Genomic DNA, 12,276 nt, shown 5'->3' with positions numbered 1-12,276 from the left:
CAGCCGAACCGTCAGGACAGCACATGCCGACCTGCGCCAGGCCGTCAGCCGTGTGCGGTCTCGGCTACGCCGACCGTTTCGTGGCCTTCGCGACGTATCCGCTCAGCTCCCCAGGCGCCGAGCGGTCCGAGAGCTTGATTGAGCATGCGCCCGTGCTCAGTCAGGGAGTACTCCACCCGCGGCGGCACCTCGGCATACACCTTCCGGAGCAGGAGACCGTCCGCCTCCATCTCGCGCAGGTGCTGCGTCAGCATCTTCTCGCTCACTCCCGGCAGCCCGCGACGGAGCTCAGCGAAGCGGCGTACGCGGTGGGCATCAAGTTCCCAGAGGATCAGTCCCTTCCACTTGCCGCTCAGCACGTCGAGAGCAGCGTCGATGCCGCAGATGTAGGGCCCGCGCCTCGGCGCCTTGGCCATCACTGATCCCCTTACGAAAAGGTAAGTACCGCAGAAAATAGTGGGTACTTCCGAGAGTAGCGGGGCTCTCCGAGTATGGAGGGGTGAACGGACAACAGAACCTCACCACCGACCTCACCACCAGGCAGAAGAGCCCTGTCGCCGTGATCGGGCTTGGCCCGATGGGCCAGGCGATGACACGCGCCCTCCTCGCCACCGGCCACCCGGTCACCGTCTGGAACCGCACCGCCGGCCGGGCCGACGGCGTCGTGACCGACGGAGCAACGCTCGCAGCGACACCCAGCGAGGCAGTCGAGGCGAGTGACCTTGTGATCCTCAGCCTCACCGACTACCAGGCGATGTACGACGTCCTCGACAGCGCCACCGAATCGCTCGCCGGCCGGACACTCGTCAACCTGAGCTCGGATACTCCCGACCGCACACGCGAGGCAGCCGCCTGGGCAGCGGGCCACGACGCCGCCTTCCTCACCGGAGGTGTCATGGTCCCCGCGCCGATGGTCGGCACAGAGGCAGCCTATGTCTACTACAGCGGCCGCTACGAGGCGATGGAGAGCCACCTTGCGACGTTGGCGCTGCTCGGAACACCAAGGTATCTGGGCGTGGACCCGGGGCTCGCCCAGATGATGTATCAAGCCCAACTCGCGGTGTTCCTCACCACCCTGTCCGGGCTGATGCAGGCCACTGCAATGCTGGGCGCCGCAGGAATAGGGGCCAAGGAAGCGCTGCCGGAGTTACTCTCGTCCGCCGACTCGATTGGCGACATCATCAGGGCCGGTGAAGAGAACCCCGGCGCCGCGCTTGATGCCGGAAAGCATCCCGGCGACCTCAGCACAGTCACCATGATGGGTGCGACGGCCGACCACATCGTCGAGACCAGCACGTCACTCGGCCTCGACCTCGCGCTCCCACTGGCCGTGCAGGCCCACTATCGGCAGGCGATCAAGGACGGACACGGCGGCGACAACTGGACTCGCATCATCGACAGCATCCGAGAGCCGCGCTGACGGGACGCGGGCCAGGGGCCGCGGTGTCCTCCCGGCACGGGACGCGGTCCCGGATCGTGACGCGGTCCCGGATCGTGACCGGCGCCGACGACGCGACCGGACGGGCCGCACCTTCGGTTCCGCCGGCAGGGGGACCGCGCGCGAGTCACACGGCTCTGCGGGTCCCACCACTGTGAGGGGGATGGCCCCCAGGGCCGTCCCCGCGGCTTCCCTTGCCGACGTCGCCACGAGCCGTCCTGTTGTCAGAGGCATCCGTTTGACGACCCGGTCCACGGGGGAACTGCACCCACTCATGCGGGCAGCCGGGTTCACGGGCGTGGAAGACACGGAGGCGTTGGCGAAGGCTGGCAGGTGACGGACTTCGCCGACGCCGGACTGTGCAGCCGGGCGGACTTCGTCCAGAACACAGGAACACCGGCGCTCACGGTGTCCTTCCTGGACAGCGCTGTGGGGTTCGTCGAGGCTGTCACGCCGGACGGCAGCAGCTGGGAGGGATGTACGGATTGGCGCACACCCCGTGCTCACAAAACTGCTGTCACGCCGGGACCGCCGGAACGTCGGGTCGGTGCCGGTTCGAACGCGGCGATCCGGAGCGACCGCTCGCGCCTGCCGCGGTGCTCAGGCGCGCGGTCCGGCGCCGTGCAGCAGGGTGTCGATGATGCGGGCGGCAAGGGTGTCCGTGTCGATGCCGGTGTCGTCAGGGTTCCCGCGCAGTGACTCCCCGAGGAGCGCGTAGTAGACCCGCCGTACCCAGTGGAGGTCGGCCGCCTCATCGATGAGCTTGTCCGCCCGGGCCCGTTCCAGCACTGTGATGCAACGTCGATCGATGGCCTGGTGGAGGGCGGCTGCTTCGCTGTCGGGATCGGCCGGCAGTTCCAAGGCGAATGCCCAGGCGCTCTTCACCTCGAGCACATTGGCCGTGATGCGGTGCAGCGCCACCAAGGGAGGGGCGGTGTCCGGCCGGCCGTCCTCCACGGCTTGGGCGAGTTGGCGGGCGGCTGACGACGCCAGGGCCTCGATCAGTGCCTGCCGATGGGTGAACCGCCGGTGAATCGTCGTCCTGGCGACCCCCGCCGCGGTCGCGATCTGCTCCATCGACGCGCCGGGGTCCGCAGCGAGCACGCGTTCGGCCGCCTCCAGAATCGCGCGCACACTGCGCTCCGCGTCCGCCCGCAACGGCCGTGCCGCTGTCTCACTCATGGCGCCTCCCACTCCTTGCTGACCCACCAAAACGATACACCGCTGCACCAACTCCAATGTAACTGCATCAAGGCTGTTGCAATTAACTCGTAATCGAGTACGATCCTGTCTCGGTTGTTCGTCGAGTTAAGGAGATTTCCCGTGCACACTGCAGCGCTCGTCACCGGTGCCTCATCCGGACTCGGCGCGGAGTTCGCCGCACAGCTCGCCGCTCGCGGGCACGACCTGGTCCTGGTGGCGCGTTCCGAAGGCAGGCTCACCGCACTCGCCGAGCGCCTGACCGCGGAGCACGGCATCCGCGCCCACGTGATGGTCCAGGACCTCGCCGAGCCCGATGCGGCCTGGCGGATCGCCGACCGGCTCGCCGCTCGTGGCCTGAGCGTCGACCTGCTGGTCAACAATGCCGGGTTCGGTACATGCGGTCGCTTCGAGGACATAGCCGCCGACCGTGACCACGACCAGTTGATGGTCAACGTCGTCACACTCGTCGACCTCACCCACGCACTGCTCCCCGACATGCTGGAGCGCGGGAAGGGTGCGATCCTGAACGTCGCTTCCACCGCGGCCTTCCAGCCCTCCCCGTACTTCGCCGTCTACAGTGCGGCCAAGGGCTTCGTGCTGAACTTCGGGCTCGCCCTGCGCCAGGAGTACCGTGGACGTGGCATTCGCGTGCTCACTCTGTGCCCCGGCCCGGTCGACACCCCCTTCTTCGATGCCATCGGCACCCGCAAGGCAGCCGTCAACGGCTCGATGACCACGCCGGAGCCGGTCGTACGCGCCGCTCTGCGCGCGCTCGAGCGCGACCGCGGCTACGTCACCCCCGGACTCGGCAACGCCCTGGCCGCACATCTGCTGCCGCGTCGGCCGCGCACCCTGGTCGCTGCCATCGCCGCACTCGTCACCCGTAAGGTCCTCACCCCGTCGAGCACCGCTTCGCAGCCGACGTGATAAGCGGAATGAATTTCTCCACCGTCCCCCCGCCCGTCTTCGAAGCTGAGGTGTGTGCAAACAGCGGAATGCTGTTGAGCGATGCGTCAACCGGCTGCAGCAGCGGCGCGGCCTGGCCGTACGAACGGACAAGTTCGCTGCTGCCCACCAGGCTGCTTCTCACTTCGCCGCCATCCGCACCGGATGCGGCGCTGACAGTGGAGAGATTGTCCCTCAGCCGTAGAAGAAGAGCTCAAGGTCCTCGATGGATCCTGGCCCGGGCAGGAAAACCTCGGCTTTCGCAATCTCGTCTTCCGGAACAGTGCGCCCGTCAGGAACTGCTCCATCCGTTCTTCCCGTTGCTCGCCGACGGCGTGGATGCCGGACAGCAGTTCGGTCATGCCGGCGGGGTTCAGCGGGTTGTGTCCAGTCATCGGTTGGAGCACCCAGCCGCCTGACCGGGCCGTGAGCCGCAGCACCCGTGCCCAGTTCCCAATCCTCCCGATGCGTACGTCCCACGAGTCCTCCGTGAACGGGGCCATCCGTCCACCGTGGAGAGGGTTTGTGGCGGCGCCGATGTCCTTGAGCACTTGCCGTTCTACGGCGTCACGGATCCAGCGACCTTTCTGTGCTTCTTCGATGGCGGCCTCCCACCATTTCCACCCGTCGTCGAGTCGGCCCGCGAACGCGTATTCATGCGGCCAGTTCCCATGCGCGATACCGCAAGCCTTCGGGGGTATCGGTCAGCGGATCGCCTCATCAAGTCGACCGCTGATGGCTCATCAAAAGGACAGGCTCCGCTTCCGGCCACGCCACCGCCCGGGCCCCGGCTACTTGCCGCGCCGGCCTAACGTCTGGCATCCGTGGGTCCTTGGGCTGACGGGACATCTGCCTGCCAACGCCGCCTACCCGTACGCGCCACGGCTTCGCGGGAGGCTTGTCATGTCCGGCGGACGCCAGAAGGAATTCCAGCGGACGTCAGGAGGCAAAGGCAAGAAAAAACTCTCCCCGCCACTACCAACGTATAGCGCGCCGGGGGGCTTGCGGCAAGACCCGGGTCGCGTCGCAGAATTGTCGGCCGAGGCCACAACCCGTGGATTGAGGGCACGACGTGCGTGTCCCAGTTGTCGACGTACGGGTGAGGCGGTCACGTCGAACCAGTGGGACCGGCAGTGCGGTTGCGGGTGTTCGGGGCGGAGGTGCGCGGCGCGCCCCGCCCGACTCGTCAGAGGAAAGGCAACCAGGTATGAGGACGTGCCCGACAAGGGGTTCGACAGAGCTGGAGGCACCGATGATTCGATCGGCCACCGCAGTGCGACGGAGCACGGATGCCTCGGAGGTATCGCGATGACCGGACAGTACGTGTTCGATCTTCAAGAAGTTGACGAGATGCAGGTCGCGGCCGTCGGTGGCAAGGGCGCGCACCTGGGCGGGCTGTCGCGGATCGAAGGGATCCGCGTACCGGGTGGCTTCTGCGTGACTACGGACGCCTTCCGGCGGATCGTGGCGAAAGCGCCGTCGATCGACGACCGGCTCGATCAACTGTCGCGCTTGGACCCGGACGACCAGGAGGCGATCCACACACTCAGCGCGCAGATTCGTCGGACCATCGAAGGGATCGCCATTCCGGGCGATCTCGCGGTGGCGATCACCCGCGCGCTCGCCCGGCTCGGCGAGCAAGCCGCCTACGCCGTACGATCCAGCGCGACAGCAGAGGACCTGCCGACGGCCTCCTTCGCCGGCCAGCAGGACACGTATCTCAACGTCGTGGGGCCGACGGCGATCCTCCAGCACGTCAGCCGGTGCTGGGCCTCGCTGTTCACCGAGCGGGCCGTAACCTACCGTCGGCGGAACGGCATCGACCACCGTACGGTCCACATGGCCGTGGTCGTGCAGCGGATGGTCTTCCCGCATGCGGCCGGCATCCTGTTCACGGCAGACCCCGTCACGGGCAACCGGAAGGTCGCCACCGTGGACGCCGGCTTCGGCCTCGGCGAGGCTCTGGTCTCCGGCCTGGTGAACCCGGACGTCTTCAAGGTGCGAGACGGCGCAGTCGTCGCCAAGGCGATCGCCGCCAAACAGCGGGCCGTTCACGCCCTGCCGGCCGGTGGTACGCAGGAAGTGGCGATCGACTCGCAGCGGCAGGAGCAGCCGGCGCTGACGGATGCGCAGGTCGTGCAGCTCGTGCAGCTCGGGCGGCGGATCGAAGCGCACTTCGGCCGCCCGCAGGACATCGAATGGTGTCTGGTCGATGACAGTTTCCAGATTGTTCAGAGCCGGCCGATCACGACGCTGTTCCCCGTCCCCGAGACCGGCGACCAGGAGAATCACGTCTACGTCTCCGTCGGCCATGGGCAGATGATGACCGATCCCATGAAGCCCCTGGGGCTTTCCATGTGGCAGCTGACGGCCATGGTGGCGATGCACGAGGCCGGTGGAAGGCTCTTCGTCGACGTCACCCGGCGCCTGGCCTCACCCGCGAGCCGCACCGGCCTCCTGGACGCCATGGGGAGAGGCGATCCGCTGGTCCGGGACGCGCTGGAGACCGTTCTCGACCGCGACGGTTTCGTTCCGTCGCTCCCGGACGCGGGTCCCGGCCGGCCGTCGGCCGGCGGTCCGGCGGCCCCGATCGAGACCGATCCGGCCATCGTCACCGAACTGGTCGAACGAAGCCAGATGTCCGTCGCCGCCCTGGAGCGTGACATCCGGACGAAGACCGGACCGGCACTGTTCGACTACCTACTGGAGGCCTTCGAGGAGCACAAGCGAGTCCTCAGTGATCCGCTGAACCTTCAGGTGGTCATGGCGGGGATGGAGGCCACGTGGTGGCTCAACGACAAGCTGCAGGAGTGGCTGGGGGAGAAGAACGCGGCTGACACGCTGACGCTGTCCGCCCCCGACAACGTCACGTCGGAGATGGGACTCGCGCTGCTCGACGTCGCGGACGTGATCCGCCCGCTGCCGGAGGTGGTGGCGTTCCTGCAGAACGTCGAGGACGAGGGCTTCCTGGACGAGCTGGCGAAGCCGGCGGGCGGGACCGAAGCGCGCGACGCCATAGAGGCCTACCTCGACCGGTACGGCATGCGTTGCGTCGGCGAGATCGACATCACGAGGCCACGTTGGCGTGAGCGCCCCACCACGCTCGTGCCCGTGATCCTCGACAATGTCAGGATCTTCGAGCCGGGCGCCGCGAAGCGGCGCTTCGAGCAAGGGCTGCAGAAGGCGCAGAAGAAGGAACAGGACGTGCTGTCACGCTTGCGGGACCTGCCGGACGGAGACCAGAAAGCCGACGAGACCAAGCGGATGATCGACCGGGTCAGAACCTTCATCGGATACCGGGAGTACCCGAAGTACGGCGTCATCAACCGCTACTTCATCTACAAGCAGGCCCTGTTGCAGGAGGCCGAGCGCCTCGTGCAGGCCAACGTGCTTCCGGAGAAGGAGGACATCTTCTACCTCACGTTCCAGGAACTCCACGACGTCGTGCGCTCGAACCAGGTGGATGACCAGCTCATCCGGCTGCGCAAGGAGACGTTCCGGTCGTACCACGCGCTCACACCGCCCCGGGTGCTCACATCGGATGGTGAGGCCGTCACCGGGGCGTACCGGCGCGCCGACGTGCCGGCCGGTGCCCTGATCGGCCTACCGGTTTCCGCCGGGACCATCGAGGGAAGAGCCCGCGTCATCCTTGACATGGCAGAGGCCGATCTGGAAGCGGGCGACATCCTGGTCACGACCTTCACGGACCCCAGCTGGTCACCGCTGTTCGTCGCCATCGCGGGCCTGGTGACGGAGGTGGGCGGCCTGATGACCCATGGCGCAGTGATCGCCCGGGAGTACGGCTTGCCGGCCGTCGTCGGCGTGGAGCAGGCCACCCGGTTGATCCGGGACGGGCAGCGGATCCGCGTACACGGAACCGAGGGGTACGTCGAAATACTGCCGTGACCGACCACACCGAGAAGCCGCGTCCGTAGCTTCCGGCTGGACGATCCCGAGCAGTTGATGATCACCCACACGACCACCGCTCGCAACGCGCACGCGGACACGACCCGTCAGAATCGCCGCCCAGATTGACGTTATCCCCGGCGGTGGCCACCGTCCCGCCGGGGTGCTCCGGCACCGCCGAACTGCCCGGCTGCGCGCCCGTGCGCCTCGGCCCCGGCGAACACACCCTGAGCACCGCCGGACTCCGCAAGCACACCGGCTGATCCCGGAAACGCACACAGACCGCCGTGGTGCCGGTCCGGCCTGACCGGACCGGCACCACGGCCTTGCGGCAAGCCTCGCCGTCACTCCATCGGTGGCCACTCCGTACCGAATCCGGTCCAGCCCCGACGTCGTCGACGGCAGGCCCCCGGCCGCCGATCAGTCAGGACCGAAAGACCCGGTCCCTATTCGCGGGAATCGACCTCGGGGCCGGTGATTTCGCTGATTCCCCCACCCCGAGCACCCGCTTGAATCGTTGTGAGCCGATCCCGGAGCACTCTCTGACGACGGCAACTCGGAGGACACGATGACTGGTTCCCAGTCGGCCCGTATGGGCCGGACCACGCTGCTCGCATTGTTTGTGACACTCTTCGGAACGCTGGCCGCCCTGTCGGCCCCGACGACGCAGGCCGCGAGCGCGCCCCGTGCCACGGTCAACCCTGTGATCTTCGTGCACGGCCAGGATGGCTCGGCCCAGCAGTGGCAGTCCCAGGCCAAGCGGTTCTCCAGCAACGGCTATGCCGATGACCTGCTGTACATCCACGAGTACGACACCTCCCTCGCGACCGACGACCACGCGATCACGGGGCTGGAGGAACTGGTCGACACCGTCCGGGCCCGCACCGGCGCTCAGAAGGTGGACATTCTGGCTCATTCACGCGGGACACGTGTGCTGCACACGTATCTCTCCGTGCCGGAGCGGGCCGCGGACGTCGCCAAGTACGTGAACCTGGACGGCCGCACGGCGGCAGAGCTGCCCGGTGGCGTGCCCACCCTCGCCATCTGGAGCAGTCTCCAGCCGAACGGGGTGATCGGCGGTGCCCTCAATGTCCACGAGCCACAGGCGGGGCACACGGAGAGCGCCACGTCCGCCGAGAGCTTCGCCCACATCTACGCGTTCCTCCGGGGCAGGCCGCCCCTGACCACCCGGGTCCTGCCCGAGCCGCCCGCCACCGTCGAGATCGCCGGCCGTGCTGTGCACTTCCCGCAGAACAAGGGGCTTGCGGGCCGCCTCGAGGTGTGGAGGCTCGACCCGGCCACCGGTGCACGGGTCGGCCTCCTCCCTCAGCAGGTCGTGCGGACCGGCGCGGACGGCGCCTTCGGCCGGCTCGGCGTCAGCGGACGCGGACACTACGAATTGGCTTTCATCCGCTCCGGCGAGCGCACCAGCCACTTCTACTTCGAACCGTTCGAGCGCAGCGACCACTTCGTGCGGCTGCTCGTCTCACCGCCGGGTGGCGTCGCGGACTCCATCGACACGTGTACCGGTCAGACGGCACTCACCGTCGTCCGGGCCCGCGAGTGGCGGGTCGGCACGGCGGACGATGACCGGCTCAGGATCGGCGGGAGCGACGTCCTCAACCCGGCTGTCTCGCCGCAACTCCGCCAGATAATAGGCCTGTTCGCGTTCGACAAGGGATGTGACGGAGTCAGTCACCTGGATGCGGCGCTCCCGCCCTTCGACCGCGGCCCGTTCGTCACCGCCACCGACCTCTCGCTTCCGGCCGATGCACAGGCGCGAGGGTCGATCGCGGTCACGCAGACGATGCGCGGGGCCGGAGGAGTGACCGAAACCCTCGCGGTGCCGAACTGGCCCTCCGATCGCCACGCGGTGTCGCTGCTCTTCAAGGATTACGCGGACATCCCGTCCGGCGGCTGAGCGCAGAGGCCGGACGGAGCGGCCGAACGGAGGCGCGCCGTTCCCGGCCCGCACGGCCGGGGACAGCGCACGGTGCCTGAACCTCTTCGGTCGCCATGTGCTGCTGCGGCCGAGGACGGGAACCGGAGCGCCGCCGGTGAGCGCCATGTCGCAGTGTCGCGGATGCGCCGGGACCAGAGAGAGCCGCTGAGGTGAGCGGGCGAACCAGTCCCGTCCGGTTGCCGCGGTCAGTCCCCAGATGCTGTCGCAGGCCACCGCGATGATGTTGAAGACCAGCCCGAGCAACAGCATCCGGGAAGGACATCCATGGAAACGCGACCCGACCCCGGCCGCACGGTGGGTCGGGGCGAGCAGTGAGCCTTTTCCGACATCGCTTTGATTACCGCAAGCGGACCTTCGCCGCCCGCACGCACCGGTGCCGCAGTACGCGCTCTTCGTGGTCGCCGGCCTATGCGTGAGTGGGCGTGCGCAGCGCCAGCATGGCGACGTCGTCGTCGTTGTCGCCGGGGCGGACCTGTTTCAGCAGCAGGTCGCAGAAGGAGTCCAAAGGGCGATGGGCGAGAGAGGCCGCGTGGCGACGCAACCGGTCCAGTCCATGGTCGATGGAGCGGTGCGGGGACTCGACCAGGCCGTCGGTGTAGAAGAGGACGGTCGCGCCGGGCGGCAGGACCGTGACGGCATCGGGACGGGGCGTACTGACTCCGGTGCCGAGCAGAAGGCCGTGGGCGTCGGTCAGGTAGCGGGCCTGGCCGTCGTGGCTGACCAGCAGTGGGGGAGGGTGGCCGGCGTTCGTCCAGCAAAGTCGCCACAGATCGTTGTCGCCGAGGGCGAGCGTGGCCAGAATCATGGTCACCATAGGGACCTCGGCTATGTGTTTCACGGCTTCGTCGAGCTGGGTGACCACGGCGCTGGACGTCGCCTCGGGCCGGGACCAGGCGAAGGCCCGCAGCATGTTACGGACCTGCGCCATGCCTGCCGCGGCGTCGAGATCGTGTCCGACGACGTCACCTATGGCCAAGGCGTGGGTGCTGTCGGTCAGGGCGAAGGCGTCGTACCAGTCACCGCCGACGGAGGAGGCGTGCGGAGCGGGTACGTACCGCGCCGTCATTTCCACCCCGGGCACGACGGGGAGCTGGGGCAGCAGGTGGCGCTGCATGGTTTCGGCGACCTTCCGCTGGCGCTGGTACAGACGCGCGTTGTCCAGCGCCAGGCCCGCCCGGCGGGTGATGTCCTCCAGCAGCGGCAGGTCGTCGGCAGTGAAGGCGTCAGGACGCTGGGCACGTCCCAGGGTCAGTGCTCCGAGCATGTCACGCAGACCCCGAACGGGCGCGATGATGGCGGAGTGCATGCCCGTCTCGGTGAACAGACGACGCTGCTCGACCGCGATCCCTGAATCAGGCGAGCCCTGATAGGTGGCAGGGCCGGCGAGAGAGGACGCGGCGCCGCGCAGAGCGCGGGACAGAGGCATCGGGGACTCCTCCGGCACGGGGGGCATGGGCCCCTGCAGGTCCTCCCGCTCGATCAGCGTTCCGCCCTTGTGCTCCATCACCAGAGCGCGCCGCACCTCGTCCCGTTCTGTGAGCAGGTCGATCACCGCCCAGTCCGCGAGCCGGGGCACGGTCAGGGCCGCCAGCCGGCGCAGCGCCTCGTCCACGTCCAAGGTTGACGTCAGCTGGGTGGTCGTCTCCGCCAGCAGGGCCAAGCGGTCCAGCTCCGTCAGCGGTGCTGGGACCGCACCGCGGTCCTCGCCCGATACGCTTGAATCCAACGCGTACAGCAGCACCAGCGCGCCCGCCTTCCCCGATTCGGGTGAGCAGGGTGCGACGAGCCAGGCCAGCCGGACAAGGGTGCCGTCTCCGCGGGCGAACCACTCCGACTCACCGTGTTGGGTTCTCCCGGCGAGAAGCGCGTTCCTCAGCGCACAGCGGGTGCGGGGTGGGGCGTGCCCGTGACTGTCGCGGTGCAGCAGGTCGTGGGAATCCTGCCCGACGAGTTCTTCGCGACTTCGGCCCAGCATGCTTCGGGCCGCGTCATTGGCCGAGACGATCAGGCCGTCACCGTCGACGGCTATGACAGGCGCCTGCACGTCCTCCCACGTCGTACCGAGCGAAGCGCCAGAACACCGCTGGTGACCGGACGTGGGAACCTCCGCGCCGGAACCGGTTACGTTCATGACCCTCCTCAGCAAAAGCAGACCTCCCCAAGTTTCCCAGGAAAGGCACCCGCATGCGTCGGCCGCTGCAGGAGAGAATCACCCGCCGGGCATCCATGTGCACGCGGCGGCCGGTTGTCCGGCCATGATCTCGCTGGTCGGATACGGCCCGGAGAGTACCGCGATCCGGTTGGTGCTCACCCGGCTCGCCTCGGTGATGACGCTGTGCCGTTGCCGTGGAACGCCGGCACGAGCGACGCCACGAGGAGCAGTATCGCGAGCGGAAGGTCCATGACCGTGACATCGAGTCGGTGCCGCGGCTCCGGGACACGCCGACGATCGATCACCGGGGCGGTTGAGCGGCGGATTCGATGCCCGCGTCTCACCGGGAACCGAAAGGCATGACGTCCCCGCGCCGGTGATCGAGCCGCAGGAACACCAGGGGCAGCAGCACCCCAGGCTCACCGGGTACAGGCCGGCTTCCGGCCCGAAGTTGCCCGCCGGTGAGCAACTCCGGGCCTGACGTCGAGACACCCAGGAGCCCCTGGCCGGCGCCGTTGCCGGAGACCTCGGTACCGAAGATGCCAGCCCCGGCGAAGTTCCAGCCGAAGTGCACGCCGATCGTCAGCCGGAGGCTGCGGATGGCGGCGTACGCGGCGGCGAGCATGAAGCCGGCCGCAACCGCAGAGGCCGCATTGACTACGCGCGAGA

8 protein-coding genes and 1 pseudogene are annotated in these 12,276 nt (G+C 68.1%); 4 read left to right on the top strand and 5 right to left on the bottom strand.

Annotated elements, in window-relative coordinates:
- Positions 1-44: 44 nt before the first annotated feature.
- Entirely contained in the window at positions 45-416 is a 372-nt protein-coding gene (locus QFZ58_RS01125; RefSeq protein WP_307122971.1) for a helix-turn-helix domain-containing protein, read from the bottom strand.
- A gap of 83 nt (positions 417-499) precedes the next feature.
- Here QFZ58_RS01125 and QFZ58_RS01120 point away from each other — a divergent pair, with 83 nt between their 5' ends.
- The gene (locus QFZ58_RS01120) at positions 500-1,420 is read left to right on the top strand and encodes an NAD(P)-dependent oxidoreductase (RefSeq protein WP_307122970.1); all 921 of its coding nucleotides are present in this window, start codon (positions 500-502) and stop codon (positions 1,418-1,420) included.
- A 618-nt stretch (positions 1,421-2,038) separates the two neighbouring features.
- On the opposite strand, the gene QFZ58_RS01115 is transcribed toward QFZ58_RS01120, so the two are convergent.
- Positions 2,039-2,620: a TetR/AcrR family transcriptional regulator gene (locus QFZ58_RS01115; protein ID WP_307122969.1), complete on the bottom strand. Its 582-nt coding sequence runs from the start codon at positions 2,618-2,620 to the stop codon at positions 2,039-2,041.
- A gap of 141 nt (positions 2,621-2,761) precedes the next feature.
- Between QFZ58_RS01115 and QFZ58_RS01110 the strand changes: the two genes are divergently transcribed.
- The 3 genes from QFZ58_RS01110 (at position 2,762) to QFZ58_RS01100 (ending at position 9,413) form a co-directional block, all read left to right on the top strand.
- Positions 2,762-3,568: an SDR family oxidoreductase gene (locus QFZ58_RS01110; RefSeq protein WP_307122968.1), complete on the top strand. Its 807-nt coding sequence runs from the start codon at positions 2,762-2,764 to the stop codon at positions 3,566-3,568.
- Positions 3,569-4,894: 1,326 nt separating this feature from the next.
- Positions 4,895-7,492, top strand: coding sequence for a rifamycin-inactivating phosphotransferase (rph, locus tag QFZ58_RS01105; protein WP_307128738.1), 2,598 nt, complete (start codon positions 4,895-4,897; stop codon positions 7,490-7,492).
- A 568-nt stretch (positions 7,493-8,060) separates the two neighbouring features.
- The gene (locus QFZ58_RS01100; protein ID WP_307122967.1) at positions 8,061-9,413 is read left to right on the top strand and encodes a hypothetical protein; all 1,353 of its coding nucleotides are present in this window, start codon (positions 8,061-8,063) and stop codon (positions 9,411-9,413) included.
- Between the two features lie 171 nt (positions 9,414-9,584).
- Here the strand turns inward: QFZ58_RS01100 and QFZ58_RS01095 are convergent.
- The 3 genes and pseudogenes from QFZ58_RS01095 to QFZ58_RS01085 all read right to left on the bottom strand — a co-directional run.
- Positions 9,585-9,710: pseudogene (locus tag QFZ58_RS01095) on the bottom strand (LysE family translocator); the annotation flags it as partial.
- Between the two features lie 151 nt (positions 9,711-9,861).
- Positions 9,862-11,586: a SpoIIE family protein phosphatase gene (locus QFZ58_RS01090; RefSeq protein ID WP_307122966.1), complete on the bottom strand. Its 1,725-nt coding sequence runs from the start codon at positions 11,584-11,586 to the stop codon at positions 9,862-9,864.
- Between the two features lie 361 nt (positions 11,587-11,947).
- The gene (locus QFZ58_RS01085) at positions 11,948-12,232 is read right to left on the bottom strand and encodes a hypothetical protein (protein WP_307122965.1); all 285 of its coding nucleotides are present in this window, start codon (positions 12,230-12,232) and stop codon (positions 11,948-11,950) included.
- Between the last annotated feature and the right edge of the window lie 44 nt (positions 12,233-12,276).

Source organism: Streptomyces sp. B1I3, assembly GCF_030816615.1.
GTDB lineage: Bacteria > Actinomycetota > Actinomycetes > Streptomycetales > Streptomycetaceae > Streptomyces.
This window is presented reverse-complemented; position numbering and strand designations above follow the sequence as displayed.

What these genes read in the sequence shown, in the direction of transcription:
- QFZ58_RS01125 (WP_307122971.1), bottom strand. Translation starts at nt 416, where the DNA reads ATGGCCAAGGCGCCGAGGCGCGGGCCCTACATCTGCGGCATCGACGCT.
- QFZ58_RS01115 (WP_307122969.1), bottom strand. Translation starts at nt 2,620, where the DNA reads ATGAGTGAGACAGCGGCACGGCCGTTGCGGGCGGACGCGGAGCGCAGT.
- rph (WP_307128738.1), top strand. Translation starts at nt 4,895, where the DNA reads ATGACCGGACAGTACGTGTTCGATCTTCAAGAAGTTGACGAGATGCAG.
- QFZ58_RS01100 (WP_307122967.1), top strand. Translation starts at nt 8,061, where the DNA reads ATGACTGGTTCCCAGTCGGCCCGTATGGGCCGGACCACGCTGCTCGCA.
- QFZ58_RS01090 (WP_307122966.1), bottom strand. Translation starts at nt 11,586, where the DNA reads ATGAACGTAACCGGTTCCGGCGCGGAGGTTCCCACGTCCGGTCACCAG.
- QFZ58_RS01085 (WP_307122965.1), bottom strand. Translation starts at nt 12,232, where the DNA reads ATGCTCGCCGCCGCGTACGCCGCCATCCGCAGCCTCCGGCTGACGATC.